The sequence below is a fragment of the Formosa sp. F44 genome, assembly GCF_056238645.1.
Window position 1 is genome coordinate 159,914 of the sequence record NZ_JBWDLJ010000001.1, and the last position, 17,171, is coordinate 177,084.

20 protein-coding genes are annotated in these 17,171 nt (G+C 33.8%); 9 read left to right on the top strand and 11 right to left on the bottom strand.

Translation table 11 applies throughout. From position 1 onward, the window contains the following. The first annotated feature begins 184 nt into the window (after positions 1-184). Positions 185-1,447, top strand: a complete 1,263-nt coding sequence (locus tag AC0UBM_RS00620) for an NRAMP family divalent metal transporter (protein WP_475687235.1) — start codon at positions 185-187, stop codon at positions 1,445-1,447. An 80-nt stretch (positions 1,448-1,527) separates the two neighbouring features. Continuing rightward, positions 1,528-2,622: a type I phosphomannose isomerase catalytic subunit gene (locus tag AC0UBM_RS00625; RefSeq protein WP_475687236.1), complete on the top strand. Its 1,095-nt coding sequence runs from the start codon at positions 1,528-1,530 to the stop codon at positions 2,620-2,622. A 169-nt stretch (positions 2,623-2,791) separates the two neighbouring features. Here the strand turns inward: AC0UBM_RS00625 and AC0UBM_RS00630 are convergent, their stop codons facing one another. Genes AC0UBM_RS00630 through recF form a run of 3 tightly spaced genes read right to left on the bottom strand, consistent with a single transcriptional unit; the run spans position 2,792 to position 4,601 of the window. Further along, positions 2,792-3,088 (bottom strand): DciA family protein, encoded by a 297-nt coding sequence (locus tag AC0UBM_RS00630; RefSeq protein WP_414035059.1) that lies wholly within the window; start codon positions 3,086-3,088, stop codon positions 2,792-2,794. Positions 3,089-3,090: 2 nt separating this feature from the next. Continuing rightward, positions 3,091-3,504, bottom strand: coding sequence for a lipocalin family protein (locus AC0UBM_RS00635; RefSeq protein WP_475687237.1), 414 nt, complete (start codon positions 3,502-3,504; stop codon positions 3,091-3,093). Between the two features lie 11 nt (positions 3,505-3,515). Continuing rightward, complete coding sequence (gene recF, locus AC0UBM_RS00640; RefSeq protein WP_475687238.1) at positions 3,516-4,601, bottom strand: DNA replication/repair protein RecF; 1,086 nt, start codon at positions 4,599-4,601, stop codon at positions 3,516-3,518. Positions 4,602-4,730: 129 nt separating this feature from the next. Here recF and AC0UBM_RS00645 point away from each other — a divergent pair, with 129 nt between their 5' ends. Next, the gene (locus AC0UBM_RS00645; RefSeq protein WP_414035056.1) at positions 4,731-5,519 is read left to right on the top strand and encodes a tetratricopeptide repeat protein; all 789 of its coding nucleotides are present in this window, start codon (positions 4,731-4,733) and stop codon (positions 5,517-5,519) included. A 7-nt stretch (positions 5,520-5,526) separates the two neighbouring features. Beyond that, the gene (gene ribH, locus AC0UBM_RS00650) at positions 5,527-6,012 is read left to right on the top strand and encodes a 6,7-dimethyl-8-ribityllumazine synthase (RefSeq protein ID WP_414035055.1); all 486 of its coding nucleotides are present in this window, start codon (positions 5,527-5,529) and stop codon (positions 6,010-6,012) included. Between the two features lie 60 nt (positions 6,013-6,072). Here ribH and AC0UBM_RS00655 read toward each other — a convergent pair whose 3' ends face one another. Further along, on the bottom strand, positions 6,073-7,416 hold the full coding sequence (locus tag AC0UBM_RS00655) for a serine hydrolase domain-containing protein (protein WP_475687239.1): 1,344 nt from the start codon (positions 7,414-7,416) through the stop codon (positions 6,073-6,075). Between the two features lie 199 nt (positions 7,417-7,615). On the opposite strand from AC0UBM_RS00655, the gene AC0UBM_RS00660 reads away from it, so the two are divergent. The 3 genes from AC0UBM_RS00660 to AC0UBM_RS00670 all read left to right on the top strand — a co-directional run bounded on the left by AC0UBM_RS00660 (position 7,616) and on the right by AC0UBM_RS00670 (position 8,990). Next, positions 7,616-8,170, top strand: coding sequence for a YeeE/YedE family protein (locus AC0UBM_RS00660; RefSeq protein WP_475687240.1), 555 nt, complete (start codon positions 7,616-7,618; stop codon positions 8,168-8,170). A 4-nt stretch (positions 8,171-8,174) separates the two neighbouring features. Beyond that, positions 8,175-8,588, top strand: coding sequence for a YeeE/YedE family protein (locus AC0UBM_RS00665; protein WP_414035052.1), 414 nt, complete (start codon positions 8,175-8,177; stop codon positions 8,586-8,588). Between the two features lie 63 nt (positions 8,589-8,651). Beyond that, the gene (locus AC0UBM_RS00670; RefSeq protein ID WP_434036434.1) at positions 8,652-8,990 is read left to right on the top strand and encodes a DUF4870 domain-containing protein; all 339 of its coding nucleotides are present in this window, start codon (positions 8,652-8,654) and stop codon (positions 8,988-8,990) included. 72 nt (positions 8,991-9,062) lie between these two features. Here the strand turns inward: AC0UBM_RS00670 and AC0UBM_RS00675 are convergent, their stop codons facing one another. Then, positions 9,063-10,196 (bottom strand): histidine decarboxylase, encoded by a 1,134-nt coding sequence (locus AC0UBM_RS00675; RefSeq protein WP_475687241.1) that lies wholly within the window; start codon positions 10,194-10,196, stop codon positions 9,063-9,065. 150 nt (positions 10,197-10,346) lie between these two features. Between AC0UBM_RS00675 and AC0UBM_RS00680 the strand changes: the two genes are divergently transcribed. Then, the gene (locus AC0UBM_RS00680; protein WP_475687890.1) at positions 10,347-10,808 is read left to right on the top strand and encodes an Lrp/AsnC family transcriptional regulator; all 462 of its coding nucleotides are present in this window, start codon (positions 10,347-10,349) and stop codon (positions 10,806-10,808) included. Between the two features lie 48 nt (positions 10,809-10,856). Here AC0UBM_RS00680 and dnaN read toward each other — a convergent pair whose 3' ends face one another. The 6 genes from dnaN to AC0UBM_RS00710 form a co-directional block, all read right to left on the bottom strand. After that, on the bottom strand, positions 10,857-11,975 hold the full coding sequence (dnaN, locus tag AC0UBM_RS00685; RefSeq protein WP_414035049.1) for a DNA polymerase III subunit beta: 1,119 nt from the start codon (positions 11,973-11,975) through the stop codon (positions 10,857-10,859). A gap of 78 nt (positions 11,976-12,053) precedes the next feature. Continuing rightward, positions 12,054-13,721: a gliding motility-associated ABC transporter substrate-binding protein GldG gene (gene gldG / locus AC0UBM_RS00690; protein ID WP_475687242.1), complete on the bottom strand. Its 1,668-nt coding sequence runs from the start codon at positions 13,719-13,721 to the stop codon at positions 12,054-12,056. Further along, positions 13,714-14,202: a hypothetical protein gene (locus AC0UBM_RS00695; RefSeq protein ID WP_414035047.1), complete on the bottom strand. Its 489-nt coding sequence runs from the start codon at positions 14,200-14,202 to the stop codon at positions 13,714-13,716. Before AC0UBM_RS00695 ends, gldG begins: the two co-directional genes overlap by 8 nt. Beyond that, positions 14,199-14,918 (bottom strand): gliding motility-associated ABC transporter permease subunit GldF, encoded by a 720-nt coding sequence (gldF, locus tag AC0UBM_RS00700; RefSeq protein ID WP_414035046.1) that lies wholly within the window; start codon positions 14,916-14,918, stop codon positions 14,199-14,201. Before gldF ends, AC0UBM_RS00695 begins: the two co-directional genes overlap by 4 nt. Positions 14,919-14,959: 41 nt before the next feature. Next, entirely contained in the window at positions 14,960-15,256 is a 297-nt protein-coding gene (locus AC0UBM_RS00705) for a putative quinol monooxygenase (RefSeq protein ID WP_475687243.1), read from the bottom strand. A gap of 3 nt (positions 15,257-15,259) precedes the next feature. Continuing rightward, the gene (locus tag AC0UBM_RS00710; protein ID WP_434036430.1) at positions 15,260-16,096 is read right to left on the bottom strand and encodes an SAM hydrolase/SAM-dependent halogenase family protein; all 837 of its coding nucleotides are present in this window, start codon (positions 16,094-16,096) and stop codon (positions 15,260-15,262) included. A gap of 111 nt (positions 16,097-16,207) precedes the next feature. Here AC0UBM_RS00710 and AC0UBM_RS00715 point away from each other — a divergent pair, with 111 nt between their 5' ends. Beyond that, positions 16,208-17,161: a PhoH family protein gene (locus AC0UBM_RS00715; protein WP_414035043.1), complete on the top strand. Its 954-nt coding sequence runs from the start codon at positions 16,208-16,210 to the stop codon at positions 17,159-17,161. Positions 17,162-17,171: the final 10 nt, after the last annotated feature.

Genomic DNA, 17,171 nt, shown 5'->3' on the forward strand with positions numbered 1-17,171 from the left:
TTTGAGAGGTTCATTATGACTTCTTTTTGCTAAAAAAATATTCAAAAGATCGCGTAATTCTTGCCTCAAATAGTCCGAGTATTAGGACGTTTTAAATTTGGGTTTTATACGGTTGACGTTTAGTGATATAGCAAATTATAATTGTTCCAAACAAACATTCTAAAATTAAAAATAACCAAATTATATGTCAACAGAAAAAGTATCCCTCTTAGGTAGGTTTCAAAAAGGATTAAAAAATTTCGGCCCTGCCTTTTTTATAATAGGTTATGTTGTAGGTACGGGAAGTGTAACCTCTATGGTTGTTTCCGGAGCGAATTACGGATTAAGCCTGTCTTGGGCCTTACTGCTTTCTTGTTTTTTTACCTATTTTTTACTTGTTTCAATTAGTAAATTAACCATTGTCTCTGGAAATACATTAATGTATAATTTTAAAGAGGCTTTTGGGAAACCTGTAACAATTTTTATAATTACCGCCTTGTTGGTCTCTATTGTATCCTCCGTTATTGGAGTTATGGGCGTTGTGGCAGAAGTCGCCATGGAATGGATTTCGGTAAGAACTTCGATTTCATTTCTTAACGCGCCAATAGTCGCTATTTTCTTTACATGCCTTTTAGTTGCTTTGTTTTGGACTGGAAAGCATGAAAATTTTATTAAAGCCATGAGCGCGATGGTAGGTTTTATGGCCCTTTCTTTTATTGCAACGAGTATTATGGTGGTTAAAGAAACGGGAACTAATTTAGGTGATTTTTTTCCAGAATTACCGCAAGGTGATAACTCTGGACTTGTAATTGCTGGAATTGTGGGAACCACAATGGCAGGTGTGTGTTTGGCGTCTCGAAGTATTTTGGTGCAAGAACAAAAATGGGGAATTGAGCATTTAAAAACAGAAAATAGAGATGCAATGTCGTCTATGGTTTTAACATTTTTAATTAGTTTGGCCATAATGATTAGTGCTACAGGAACCTTATACTTTCAAGGTATTAAAGTTGTAGATGCTACAGATATGATGAGTGCTTTAGGACCATGGGCTGGAGATTTTGCTTTAACATTATTTACTTTAGGAATAATTGGAGCAGGATTATCGTCAATATTCCCGAACCTTTTATTATTTCCTTGGTTAATTGCAGATTATACGAATACCGAGCGCGATATGAAAAAACCACTGTTTAAATTTTTAGTGGTGTTAGTCGCTTTAACCGGTATTATTGTACCATTTTTTGGAGGAAAACCCGTTTGGATTTTAATTGCCTCTCAAGCTTTAAGTCCGTTTATTATGCCGTTAATAACATTGTTTTTAATAATCTTATTAAATAGAAAAGACGTCATGAAAACCTATAAAACCAGTCTGTGGATAAATATCGCTTTAGGAGCTACATTAATTTTTAACTTTTATATGTTGTACGTAGCGCTTAATGGCTTTTTAGTTTTTATTAAAACAGGCATTTAATTTGTAAAGTGACGGGTGTAATTTTAGTTTAAAACGCACCTTCTACAGGACAAGCATACGAATAAGAAAATCACGAGAACATGAATAAAGATTTAGAAAAATACGCACATATACCTTTAAAACAACTTCAGAATAGAGTTTGGAGAACGTATGAAGGTGGTGCTTTAATTGATAGATGGAAAAAGACATCTCCAGAAGTAGATGGTGCAATGCCAGAAGAATGGATTATGTCTACCGTTACAGCGCGTGGAAATAATAGGCCAGAAGACGAAGGTTTATCGCTTATAGAAACCGAAGATGGAACCATTGCTTTAAAGGAATTAATCAACTCTAATGTAGAGTTATATTTAGGTAAAGCATTAGCAGATAAATTTGGAACGACAGGAGTACTGATTAAAATGTTAGATTCTAAGGAACGTTTAACTGTTCAGGTGCATCCCGATAAAGACTACGCCAGAACTGTTTTTAATTCCGAATTTGGAAAAACAGAATCTTGGTATGTATTAAATACGCGCGAGATCGATGGGGAAAAGCCTGTTGTTTATATGGGCTTTAAAAAACATGTAACCCGAGAAGAATGGCGTTTGCATTTCGAGAATCAAAATATTCAAGGGATGTTAGATTGCATTCATAAAATTGAGGTAAAACCAGGAGATGCCTTTATGATTTATGGCGGTGTGCCTCATGCCATTGGTAGTGGATGCTTTTTAATGGAAGTTCAGGAGCCTACAGATTATACCATGCGTGTCGAGAAAACCACGCCAAATGGTTTAACCATCGGACCAGAACTTATTCATCAGGGAGTTGGTGAAGAGAAAATGTTAGAATGTTTTCACTACGACAATTATACATTAGATGAAGCGTTAGAGGCTTGGAAAATTACGCCAGAAGTGATTGACAGTTCTAAGGAGTTTACTTTAAGAACATTATTCAATAAGAAACATACCAAATGTTTTGGTTTGAATGAATTGCTTTTGGATGGCTCGCATACCATTAAAGGTAATTCAACGTTTTATGCAGCAGTAATTTACTCTGGAGAAGGTACAATGCTATGTAATGACAAAGAATACACGTTTAGTCAAGGGGATGAGATTTTTATTTCTGCGGCGATTTCAGAAATTACGTTTGTGTCTAAAGAACCATCAAAAATATTACTTTGCTATCCTCCAAATTAATCAGATATTGGTTGTAAATCGGTTTTATTTGACTGTATTTTAAATAAAAAAGACACTGTTTATCTCGTGATAAATAGTGTCTTTTTGCTTGCAAGCACCTCTTATTATAGACTTTTTAAGCTTTACTTTTTAAGACAAAGGCAATCTAATAGAAGCTTGAATTTAGGTTTTATCTTAATATTAATTTCTTAACGACATCTTTACCCAATTCCTCATTAATCATTGTTATTATTTTTTCTTTTCCGTAGCTTAATTCTTCGCGTAACACGCTAGAGCTTAATTGCACGTATAAGGTATCACGTTCTAAACTTATTTCTGTGGTGTAGTTGTTAACGCCATTTCCCATAAGGGATGTCCAAGCCTCGCGCACGTTTACTTTGTCCAAACCTTTTTCTAACTTATTGGTTTCTACAAACTCTTTTAAAACGTCTGATATACTTAGATTTTCGTTGTTTCTTTTTGCCATAATTATAAATTTAAAGGAATATAACGTTTGTAAATATATACGTTTTGATGTTGATTAACGACTTTAAAACGATCGTTATTTAATTCAATTATGGTTTCTTTCCAATCCGAAAATGGGGTGTGATAATGCACTTTTAAACTGTCGTTTTCGGTGATTACTTTTAACTGTTCCTTCGTGGTTACCGGCGTAAATGTATTGTCGGCATCGGTTTTCATTTTTTGTCTGTATCCCAATAGACTGTCATTCAATGCAATAAAATCTACAGTTTCATTTATTTTATATATATGAGAAGTGCCGTCGGCTAAAATAACCTCTTCAATTTCCCAATAACCGTTTAAATTTGAAAGTTCTATTTCTGGTTTGCTAGCACAGCTCGTAAGTATAATAAGGCTAAAAAATACAATAAGTTGTTTCATAAGATCTGGTTTTATGCTCCAATATTAAAAATTTGGTAGGATTGATGTACTTGTTTTACAGCATTTTCCGTACGGTCTGCATGTGTGTCGCTAATAAATAACTGACCAAAATTAGAGTCGTCTACTAATTTTATAATTTGTCCCACGCGTTGTTCGTCTAGTTTATCGAATATATCATCTAATAGTAAAATTGGATTTACGCCACTTTGCGCTTTAATAAAATCGAACTGTGCTAGTTTTAAGGCGATTAGAAAGGATTTTTGTTGTCCTTGACTTCCAAATTTTTTAATCGGATGCCCATCAATTTCAAATAACAAATCGTCTTTATGCACTCCGGTAGAGGTGTATTGTACAGCTCTATCTTTCGCTAAATTCTGCTCTAAAAGTTGTTTTAAATCACCATCGAACAAATCACTTTTATAGTTTAATTCTACAGGCTCCTGATTGTTACTAATAACTTTATGACGGGATTTAAATATAGGGACGAAGACATCTAAAAATGCTTTTCTTTTTTCAAAGATAAGTGTCCCTAAGTCATTTAATTGTTCATTATAAACGTCTAACGTGTCTTTGTTAAACGTGTGGTTTAGTGCAAAATACTTTAATAAGGCGTTACGCTGTGATACTGTTTTATTATAGTTAATTAGGTCGTTTAAATAATTTTTATCACTCTGGGAGATTACGCTGTCTAAAAATTTTCGTCGCGTTTCGCTACCTTCAATAATTAAGTCACGGTCTGCAGGCGAAATAATAACCAAAGGTATAAAACCAATATGGTCGCTAAATTTTTCGTAGGCTTTTGCATTGCGTTTAATTACTTTTTTCTGTCCGCTTTTTAAACTCACTACAATTTTTTCAAGCGTATGATGTTTTTCAAAATCACCATGAACCACAAAAAAATCTTCATTATGTCTAATATTTTGCGATGCAACGGGGTTGAAATAACTTTTTCCGAAGGATAAATGATAAATTGCGTCTAAAATGTTCGTTTTTCCTACTCCATTTTGTCCCACAAAGCAATTTATTTTGTCGTCGAATTCAAAAGATTCACTTTCAAAATTTTTGTAATTAATTAGAGATAAGGATTTTAGAATCATAAAAGAGATAATGTGCGTTTATTTGAAATCTGCTATTAGAAGGACTCGCAAATTATTGAAAAATAACAAATAAATAACCTTTTATTTCTGCAGAAATATTTTATTTTTGCGCGGAATAATATAGAATTTATGGCAACTTATAAAAAGAGAGGTTACAAACCAACCGAAAAATCAGAAGTAGACAACGACATTGAAAATTTTGAAAACGTTGAAGAAAGTTCAACAACAGCAGAAGTTTTTAACACGTTAGACGAAACGGCTTCTAAAACTGAGGATTGGGTAGCTAACAATCAAAAATATATTTTTGTAATAATAGGTGTAGTTGCGGCACTTGTTTTAGGATATTTAGGATACAACGAATTTGTAGCGCAACCAAAAGAGAGCGAAGCAATGAACGATATGTCTCAGGCTAAAATTTACTTTAATCAAGCTGTTAACGGGACCGAAAAAGATTCTCTTTATACATTAGCCTTAAATGGTGGAGAAGGTAAATATGGTATGTTAGATATCATTGAAAACCACAGTGGGACGCCAGCGGCGAATATCGCTGAGTATTATGCAGGAATGGCTTACTTAAATTTAAAAGATTATAGTAAAGCGATTGAATATTTAGGTGATTTTTCTAGTGAAGATGAAGCTTTAGCACCTATCGCAAAAGGGGCAATTGGAGATGCATTTGTACAATTAAATCAGTTAGAGGATGCTTTAGATTATTACAAGCAAGCGGCTGATCTTCGTACAAACGAATTTACAACACCAATGTATTTAAATAAAGCGGGATTAATTGCTTTAGAATTAGGAAAAGCTTCTGACGCTTTAAAATATTTTAAAACAATTAAAAACGATTATCCGTCTTCAACTGAGGCAACAACTGTAGATGTTTTTATAGGAAAAGCTGAAGTTTTAGCAAGCAAATAAAATAAAGATGGCAACAGCTAATCATAATTTATCAGAATACGATAAAACTACAATCCCAGACGCGAGCAACTTTCGGTTTGGGATTGTTGTTTCTGAATGGAACGATACCATTACCGAAGGTCTTTACAATGGTGCTTACAACGCACTAATTGAAAACGGTGTAGATCCAAGTAATATTAAGCGTTGGAATGTACCAGGAAGTTTTGAATTGATTTACGGAAGTAAAAAAATGCAAGAACAAATGGTAGATGCCGTAATAGCAATTGGTTGTGTGATTCAAGGCGAAACAAAACATTTCGATTTTGTTTGCGAAGGTGTCACTCAAGGTATTAAAGACTTGAACGTAATTAACGATGTTCCTGTTATTTTCTGTGTATTAACCGATAATAATCAACAACAGTCTATAGATCGTTCTGGTGGTATTCACGGTAATAAAGGTACAGAAGCGGCAGTAGCGGCTATTAAAATGGCAGACTTACGTAACAATTCGTAGTTTCCATATAATTATAAAATTTTATACAATATAAAACTCTCAACCTTGGTTGGGAGTTTTTTAGTTTATAGCGGAAAGAATTTCAGAGAGAAAGGTGTTGTAGCTAAACAGCGGATCTTCTACTAGTCCAAAGCGCACAATTACGATGTCCTTAGAAGGAATAATACTTACTTGCTGACCTTGGTATCCGTTACAAGAAAATAAGTCTTTAGGGACATCTGGATAACGTCCGCCAGCATTTAACCAAAATTGTGCACCGTAAATCCCGTCCGATGTATTTGTTGGGGTTTTGGTATAGGCTACCCAGTCTTTTGTTAAAATTTGTTCGCCATTCCAATTACCATTATGTAAGTATAATAACCCGAATTTGCTCCAATCTCTTGCGGTGGCCCAACCGTAGGAAGATCCTACAAAATGACCTTTTAAATCGGTTTCTATAGTCATAGAATGCATTCCTATTTTATCTATTAATTCGGTGTACCAAAAATCTAAATAATTTTGATCTGTTTTAAATTGATTTCTGATAAATCCAGAGATAAGGTTTGTAGTTCCAGAGGAATAATTCCAACTTTGATCAGGTATGTCTGCTAATGTTTTTTCTCTTGGAATTTTGGGCATATCGGCCTTTAAAAACAACATTTTAGTCACATCAGAAATGTTTCCGTAGTCTTCTTCCCAAGCTAAACCACTATTCATTTGTAAGAGATTATTTAGTGTAATATTTGCTCTGTCGTCGTTTTCCCATTCAGGGAACAGATGTGATTGATTGGTATTCACGCGACCTTGTTTTTCTAGAATTCCCACCATTGCACTGGTGATGCTTTTCGTCATAGACCAACCTAAAATTTTAGTGTCTTTATTAAAATCGTCGGCATATTTTTCAGCAATAATTTGGTCTTTGTAAACTACAACTACGGCTCGGGTGCGCTTTAATTTTTCATCGCTTATGTCGAAAGCGTTGGTTATTGCTTCATCTAAAATAGTGTAATCAATATTAGAAAATATAGTATCTTTCTGAGGCAAATTGCCATACGGGAAGGGTAGATTTTTAGGCGTTTTGTTTCTGTTTGGTTTTACGGTTAGCGTGGTGTGGTCTAATCCTTCTGGAATTAAAATACATCCTAATCCTTCTTTGTAAACGGCTGTCCTCGGCTTTAATCCGAATACGGTAGAGGTTACAGATTTGGTTTTGAAATCTATGGTGTTTGTTGCCAAATTAATAGGAGAGAAGTCGTTGTCTTGTGCTTCTATAGACGCTAAAGATCTGTCGGCTAAAAAGGTACAAGAGCACACACTTTTTGAGGCAAATCCAGTGATAAAATTTAATTTTGGGTAATTTAAGTAAATTACACCGACTAAGCCCATCAGAATTAATAGGCTAAGAATGGTAATTAATTTTTTCATACAGATCTATGTGTTTGCGAGTTAGCAATTTAATAGAATTATTGCTTTTTAGCGATACCGAGAATGGAAATAATTTAAAATATTCTAGTAATAAGGTGTAACCTATGTTACAATGAAACCTCTATGTTACGCCTATATTTGTCTATTCGTAACGGAGATTATTAAGTTTCCTTGCGGTTTAATCAATAAATAATTAAATATGGATTTTATTTTTCAACCGTGGCATTGGTTTATTTCAGGGTTTTTAATTGCACTATTTATGTTCGTGCTCTTGCTTTTAGGCAAAGGTTTTGGAATGTCTTCTAACCTTCGTGCATTTTGCAGTATTTGTGGGGGCGGTAAATACAGCTCGTTTTTTAATTACAATTGGAAAAAAGACAGTTGGAATTTATTTATAGTTATTGGTGCTATGCTGGGTGGTTATGTGGCCTCTCATTATTTATCTAGTGGCGATATGCCAGAGATTAGTGCATCTACAAAGTTGGCACTACAAGATTTAAATTTTTCTACTGTGAACAGTTATTTGCCAAACGAAATTTATTCTATTGAAGCTTTATCGGAGGTGAAAACATGGCTGATTTTAATTTCCGGAGGCCTTTTAATTGGATTTGGGGCACGGTATGCAGGTGGTTGTACTTCTGGACATGCTATTTCCGGATTAAGTAATTTACAATTACCGTCTTTAATAGCGGTTATAGGCTTCTTTATTGGAGGTTTATTTATGGTTCATGTGTTATTCCCATTTATATTTTAAGAAGATGAAAAAAGTATTATATATCCTTTTAGGATTAGTTTTTGGTGTGGTTATGTATAAGTCTGAAGCCGCATCTTGGTTTCGTATTTATGAGATGTTTAGGTTCGAATCGTTCCATATGTATGGTATAATTGGTACAGCTTTGGTATTCGGAATTTTATTTGTGCAACTTATAAAACGATTCAATATTAAAACGTTTAGTGGCGAACCGATAGTTATAGCAGATAAAGAAAAATCGGTTTCTAGATATTTAATAGGTGGTATTATATTCGGATTAGGCTGGGCGCTTGCAGGTGCTTGTCCAGGACCTATTTTTGTATTGGTAGGTGCAGGTTATATTCCTGTTCTTATTGTATTAATATCGGCAGTTGCTGGAACATTTATATATGGCTTGTTAAGAGATAAGTTGCCTCATTAAAAAGGTGTTGTAACAAATTAAGTTGTTTGTCGTCTTATATGTATATATGAAATAAAAAATATCATGAGAGAAGACAAACAACTTTTAATTCTTACGCATTTAAGTCAGTTAGCAACTTTAGCCTTGGGCTTTGGAAGTTTAATAATTCCTTTAGTTTTATGGTTGATGCAAAAAGATAAAGTGGTTGGAATGGATGCAGAAGGTAAAAAGATTATCAATTTTCAAATTAGTTTAGTAATTTACTTTATTATATGCATACCGTTAATCTTGTTATTAGGACTTGGATTTGTAGGGTTTCTAATTTTAGGTGTTTTAAGTGTAATTTTTCCTATTTTAAATGCCATTAAAGTAAGTAACGGAGAACCGTCGACATATCCTTTATCTTTACATTTTATTAGTTAAAAATTTTTAAAGATAAAAACGAAAAACGCCCATGAGAATGGGCGTTTTTTATGCTTAAATATAATTTTAACTCTATCCGAATACAGCTTCTGCTTGAGTAGGAATATCGTGAAGTTCTGTTTTTAAATCTTCTAAAAAGGCATCAATCTGACTAAATGTAACTCCTGGGATACAAATAATGTGTGCGATATCTTCTTGAGATGCTAACTGATATTTTTTACAAATACGCGTGCTAGGTGTTGGGAATACTACGGTTAACCCTTCGTTGTTTCTCCAAGCTTTAATACCCAATAAGTTTAGTTTATGTTCTGTGTAAGCGGCAACATCTTGACACGCTTTAACACGTTCTCTTAATCCTTTATGGTCGTGTTTTTTTATGAAATCCCATATAAATAAAGGTGTTAATCCATTTCTAGATCCTGTTATTGTAGTGTCCATAGTCCCTACATAAGATACAGAATGTGCGATACGATCTCTGTGTTGTCGCTTTACTAAAACAGCACCACAAGGAATCGGGCTTCCAATAAATTTATGTCCTGAAATTGAAATACTATCAATACCCTCTGCAAAATCAAATTTTGGTTTCGCATCTATATAAGGCGCAATAGTTCCTAAAAAAGCAGCATCGCAATGGATGTAATAATCCTTAATCGCGTACTTTTTAATAATGCGTTTTATTTCATCTATATTATCAACAGCTTCAGTCATTGTTGTTCCAATATTCAAAAAGAAAATGGCTGGTTTATCACGACGATAAGAAATCGTTTGTTCTAAATCTTCATAGTCCATTTCTCCATTTTCCTGAGAGCGAATCACGATATTAGGAATATTTAATAAGTGTAAATTCTTTTTAACACTATAATGTGTGCTTTCGCTATAATACACCATGGCATTAGGAAAACTTTCTCTGGCTACGTATAATCCGTATAAATTCCCTTCTGTACCACCATTAGTAATATAACCCCAAACATCCTTATCGTTGCTTGAAAGCATCTCTGCAAAGAACGAAATACACTTGCGCTCGATGTCTTTAGTATCGATTGCAAAAGTAGATGGGCTTTCTGGATCGCCAACATTATTAATGCAGATATCTAGAAATGGCGCATAATCGCTATAAGAGAAGTCTTTAGCTACAGGATACCCTAAAAAAGATTTTGAATGTGCTTTAATTCTATCGTAAACGGCTTGTATTTCTGGTGTGTTCATGTCTTAAATATTTCTACTGCAAAGATAATATTTAATATATTTGTATTGTTAAGCTTATTTTATTTGAAAAATTATACTTTAAAATTAAGTTTTAGTAGTAAATATTGCTTTTTAATATTGTGATTGATTAACCTTTTAGAAATTCTTACCATTATGAAGTTAGACGACATTGATTATAGGCTTATTGAAGCGCTCCAAAAAGACAGTAAACAGTCTATTAAACAGCTAGCCGAAGGCGTAAATTTATCGATCACACCGGTACACGAGCGCATAAAAAAGTTAGAAGCCTCAGGAATAATTAACGGCTATACAGCGATTATAGATTATAGTAAATTGGGTAAAACCTTGGTGGTATATTGCCAAGTAACATTAACAACGCATCAGGATGAGCCTTTTCGTAATTTTGAAACCTATGTAAATACTTTAGACGATGTTATTGAAGCCAATTATATTGCAGGAACTTACGATGTATTATTAAAAATTTTACTGCAGGATATGAATGAATACCAAGAGTTTATATTGAAACGGTTTTCTAAAATGACGATTGTATCTCACATTCAGAGTTCATTTGTAATTAAGAATATAAAGGATGGAAAAAACAAAGTCATGTAAATTCTAGGAATCTACATGACTTTAAAATATTGTAAAATAAATAGTGTATTAACTGTTTAGCATCACTGGCATAACAAGCATAGTCACCTGTTCACCTTCGTCTAGGCCATCTATTGGTGTTAAAATACCAGCACGATTAGGTAAACTCATTTCTAGTTGTACATCGTCGGCATTTAAGTTGTTTAACATTTCGGTTAAAAAACGAGAGTTGAAACCAATTTGCATATCATCTCCTTGGTAATCACACGTTAAACGCTCTTCGGCTTTGTTACTGTAATCTATATCTTCGGCAGAGATGTTTAATTCTGCTCCTGCAATTTTTAATCGGATTTGGTGTGTTGTTTTGTTCGAGAAAATACTAACACGCTTAACAGAGCTTAAAAACTGATTTCTTGCAATGGTCAATTTGTTTGGATTTTCTTTAGGAATTACCGCTTCGTAATTTGGATATTTTCCATCGATTAAACGACAGATTAATTCTACATTATCAAATGTGAATTTTGCATTCGAGTCGTTATACTCAACAATTACATCATCTTCACTTCCTGCTAAAATTCCTTTTAATAAATTTAAAGGTTTCTTTGGCATAATGAATTCTGCCACCTCAGTAGCCGAAACATCTTCACGTGTATATTTAACTAATTTGTGAGCATCTGTTGCAACAAACGTTAAACCTTCTGTAGAGAATTGAAAAAAGACACCACTCATTACTGGGCGTAAATCGTCGTTTCCTGCAGCGAAAATGGTTTTACTAATTGCTGTTGCTAAAATATCTCCAACAATAGTAGTTGTACTTGGTTTGTCTAGAGATACAGCTTTAGGAAATTCGTTTCCGTTAGCATAGGCTAGAGCATATTTACCGTGATTAGAACTGATTTCAATCGTGTTATTGTCTTCAATAATAAACGTTAAAGGTTGCTCTGGAAACGTTTTTAAAGTATCTAAAAGTAAACGTGCTGGAATAGCTACACTACCTTCACTATCGCTTTCTACTTCTAAAGTCGAAGACATAGTCGTTTCTAAATCACTAGCAGAAACAATAAGTTGCGAACTGCTTAATTCAAAAAGAAAATTATCTAAAATAGGTAAAGTGTTCGAACTGTTAATTACGCCTCCTAGAACTTGTAATTGCTTTAATAAATAGGTGCTTGATACTATAAATTTCATCTGTATCTAAATAAGATTATTTTAATAATTACAAATATATCTTTAATAGGGGTAACTAGGAAACAAACTTATTAACATTTAGGCACTGTACTTTTTTTTGCGTAAGTAATTAAAAATAAATCCAAAAACACCTAATAACCCTAATGGTACCAGTGTGTTAAGTAATTGCCAGCTTAATTTAGATTCCGAAATTTTTTCATGATCTAAAAATGGAACTGTAATTTCCTTAGAACGAATGTTTATAAGTCCATTATCGTCTAAGAGGTAATTTACCGAATTTAATAAGAATTCCTTATTTCCGAAAAGTTGTCCCGTCCATCTGTCGAAACCTAATTCTTGAGGTATATTTTTAATGACGTCGTTTTTAATAAGATCGCCATCTGCAATAACAATCATTTTTGTAGTTACACCTTCGTCTTTATTCGCCTCTAACTTAAAGGGCTTAACTCTGTTTTTATAGGCCGATGTAAATTCGCCTTCAATTAAAACAGCTAATGGCTGACTCCCTTTATTAAATTCTTGAGGATTTGGTTCTTTAGTAACTACATCTAAACGAATCTCTTTAGGTGTCCCTTCTAACTTAGTCAGTTTTGCACTTTCAAGCAGAATAGTCTTTTTAAGACTGTTTTTTAAGGTATCTATCGGATTTGCAAAATCGAATTTTATTAGATTTACGTTGTTTACAATCGGATGCGTGTTCGTGGTATTTACTAATGGTGAATAGGGCCAACGCACATTTTGAAATTGCGAATCACTACCTTCTCCCATGGCTAAAGTAATCGGGGCAGAGTAGGGTGTAGCCACCAGATACGGATTTATACGCACACCGTATTTAAAGAACAAATCGGTTAAGTTTAAATCTATTGGCAATGCAATTGCGCGTCCGCTTTCGTTATACAGACTATCTTTTTCCATGGCTACAGCGTCAATAAGCCAAAGGCTTTTTCCGCCATTCATAGTATACTGGTCTAAAACCAATTTTTCGGCTTCAGAAAAAGCTTCAGTAGGTTTAGCGGCAATAATTAAATCGTAGTCTTTTAATGTATTAAGCGTGTTTTTAGGTTGTGTAGCGACACTATCTAAAGTAAATGGTGCAATGTAGTAATAGTCTTTTAATGTGGTAAGAAAATCGGCTAAGTACTGATCTTCTAATTCTCCGTTGCCTTTTAAAATAGCAATTTTTTTAGTTTTTCCGTATACTAATTTTCCTATTCCATCTGCAAACGCATACTCTAAATGTTGCACAGAATTAGTTACTAATTCCTGTTGCGAGGCGCCTAATTTATTTTTTACTAATGGAATTTTTACAGTCACACCGTTATAACTTGCCAAAGCCCAAGGAAATATAATTTCCTGACTGCTTTTTCCGTTTTCCTGAACAGTAAGTTGCATCGGAGTTAAACCTCGATTATTTAACTGCTGAATAATCTGATCGCGATTGGTTTCGTCCTCTAACGGATTTATAAAATTGAAGTGAAAATTACTGTTTTGAGCGTAAAATTCTTCTAACAGTTGTTTGGTTTCAGACTGAAGACGTCTAAACTCTGACGGGAACCCTTCGCCTTCCAAAAAGATATCAATAATAACAGGAGATTCTACATCGGCTACAATATGTTTTGTGGCTTCACTTAGCGTGTAACGCTGATCTTGGGTTAAATCGACTCGTTTATAAAATGTATTTCCAATTCCGTTTAAAACCAAAATACCGATAACAATTAGTAATATATGTTTAAGATGCTTACTCATTATCTTCTAGTTCTAATTGATAGTGTTCTAATAAACGTACTTTACCGCCTTCGAAAGTAATTTCTAAACATTCCTGCTTTGTATTAAAAGCTCCAGGCTTGAGGCCTAAGTTGTAATTCCAATAATTAGAATCGTTTGTCTTGGTGGTATCATTCCAACTAAACCATCCTGGTTTTCCTAAAATAGCTTTGATTTCTGATTTTGATTTGCCAAGCAAGAGATCAGATTGTTCTAAATCATTAGCCATTTCAAAGCGGTATGCCGGTTTTTCTTTCCAAACTTCTGCTTTAAACTGTTTTTCGTGGTGATACGTGCTAAATATATTAATTAACGGATATAGTAAGTAAAAATATACAATGGGTGTAAGCACCAAACTAATAAGTGCGGCTACCCATATGCGTTTATCTATCGTTCTCGAAAATATAAATAAAACAATAAAAAGCAGGACAAGTATAATTACAAAAGGTGTGGTTAAAATCATGCTTGCTTTGTATTAATATTAAAATGTGTTAGAGCTAAAAACAAACCTGAAACACTTATAAAATAAATAATATCCCGGGTATCTAAAACCCCTCGGCTCATACTTTTAAAATGAAAACTCATCCCTAAGCTATCTATAAAATTGTTAGACATGGCATCTGCAATACCTTCAAAACCAATATAGAAAAAGAAGCATAAAAATACAGCGATTATAAAAGTGACAATTTGATTCTCGGAAAGTGTCGATGCAAAAATACCCATAGCCGTGTATGCGGCCACTAAAAATAACAAACCAAAATATGAGCCCAAGGTACTTCCTAGGTCTAAATTACCTTCGGGACTTCCTAGTTTATAAACTGTAAATACATATAATAGGCTTGGTAATAGGGCGATTACAATTAATATAAAAGCACCAAAATATTTGCCCAAAACAATTTGAAATTTTGAAATGGGTTTGGTTAGAAGTAGTTCTAACGTGCCTTGCTTTTTTTCGTCCGAAAAACTACGCATCGTAACTGCAGGAATTAAAAAGACTAAAATCCAAGGCGCTAGCAGAAAGAAGCTAGAAAGATCGGCAAAACCATTATCTATAATATTAAATTCGCCTTTAAAAAACCATAAAAATAATCCGTTTAAGAGTAAGAATATGGCAATAACCAAATAGCCAATTGGCGAAGCAAAAAACGAATTTATTTCTTTTTTTAATATGGCAAACATCTGTTATGTAATATGGTTTGAAATTGAAATGAGGGACTAGTTTACGGTAAACGTTCTAGTTTATCTACACTCCAAGCTTCAGGTTTAGCGTTAAATAATTTTTTTGTTTCAGACCAAACCGAAATAAATAAATCGGAATGTCTGTAATTGTGCAAAGCGTGTTCGTTGTCCCAATAACTATATGTGAAAAATATATTTTGGTGTTCTTTATCGCGATATAGCTCTAAAAATGTACAGCCTTCAAAATTACGAATCTGTTCCTTTTTAGAGTTAAAAATACTAAGAAAGGATTCTATTTTAGAAGGTTCAAAACTTAATTTCACTATACGAACAAACATAAATTAATCTTTATAAAAGTTAACCGTTATGGTATCCATTAATTTTAATCCCATTAATGTAGACGCTCCTCCAACGGTAGTGGTGTTACTTTTATAAATAGCAATTTCTAAATAGTTAGACGAATTAAAAACAACTAAACCTTTTCCTTCGGTATGTCTGTCGGCTGCGGGTTTAGTAAAGTCTACAATGTCACTATATTTATTATATATTTTATTAAACGAGTGATTCCGTGCAGATATTTTGTACGCACGTCCCTTTTGTATGTTTTCAAAAAAATTGCGTTTAATATTGGTAATTACATTGCCATAATTATCAACGTAAATAATACTACCAATAATCTGCATCTGATCGTCGTTAATATAAGGTTTTAAGTTTTGTATGGGTTTTATATCCTGAATACGCTTACCAATAACATCTAAAGTTCCGCCACGTGCAATATGGCAAGCCACTTTTACAAAGACATCTAAAACCGGAAAGCTACTCTGTACTTTTTCGTGAATATTAATTTCTACGATACGCTCCGGATTAATCTCCGTACAAATCATACTCATAATACCGTTATTGGCACAGATAAAATAATGGCCATCTAAGAGTACCGCAATGTGTTTGTTTTCTGCATTTAATTCGGCATCAATTCCGATTATATGAATGGTGCCCTTTGGAAAACTAGTATACGCGTTTTGGATGATATATGCCGCCTCAGAGATGCTAAATGGTGATACATTATGCGAGATATCAACAATTCTAACATCACTTAATTCACTATATATAGCGCCCTTTATCGCCCCAGCGAAGTGGTCTTTTTCACCAAAATCAGAAGTTAAAGTTATTATAGCCATAGGTGAATTGTTGATATGTTTTTCACATATCTGAACTAAAATTGATTAGATTTGTTAGAGGCACAAAACTAATAAAACTTAACTGAAAAATTTAATTAAATCGACTAGCTTTTGAACGAAATAATTATTGAACTGGAAGAGATTACTCCAAAAGAATTTTTTGGAGCACAAAACGTAAATATTGAACTTCTAAAAAAATATTTCCCCAAACTAAAAATTGTTGCTAGGGGCAATAAAATCAAAGCTTTTGGAGATGAAGATCTCTTAGAAGAATTTGATCGCCGGTTAACCATGTTGCTTAATCATTTCGGAAAATATAATAAGTTAGACGAAAACACTATCGAGCGTGTGCTAACAAGTCAGAGTAGCGACGATTACGCCACATCTAAGAAAAGTGGAGAGGTTATAGTTCATGGCGCAAGCGGAAAACTAATTCGCGCCCAAACTGCAAATCAGCGTAAGCTTGTAGAAAGCATGCGTAATAACGATATGGTATTTGCGATTGGTCCTGCGGGAACGGGTAAAACGTATACTGGTGTTGCACTAGCGGTACAGGCGTTAAAAAATAAAGAAGTTAAACGTATTATTTTAACACGTCCTGCTGTAGAAGCTGGAGAAAATTTAGGTTTTCTACCTGGCGATCTAAAGGAGAAATTAGATCCGTATATGCAACCACTTTACGATGCATTACGAGATATGATCGCGCCTGAAAAATTAAATATGTATATCGAAAATGGAACCATACAAATTGCGCCTTTGGCCTTTATGCGTGGACGCACATTAGATAATGCCTTTGTAATCTTAGATGAAGGTCAGAATACTACACACGCCCAAATGAAGATGTTCTTAACCCGTATGGGAAAGAATGCTAAATTTTTATTGACTGGAGATCCTGGCCAAGTAGATTTACCGAGACGTACCACTTCAGGTTTAAAAGAAGCTTTGTTGGTTCTAAAAAATGTAGAAGGTGTAGGTATGGTTTATCTGGACGAAAAAGATGTTATTAGACACCAACTGGTGAAGAAAGTTATTGAAGCTTATAAAAGTATTGAAAATAGAGAGTAGGCGCAAGTCT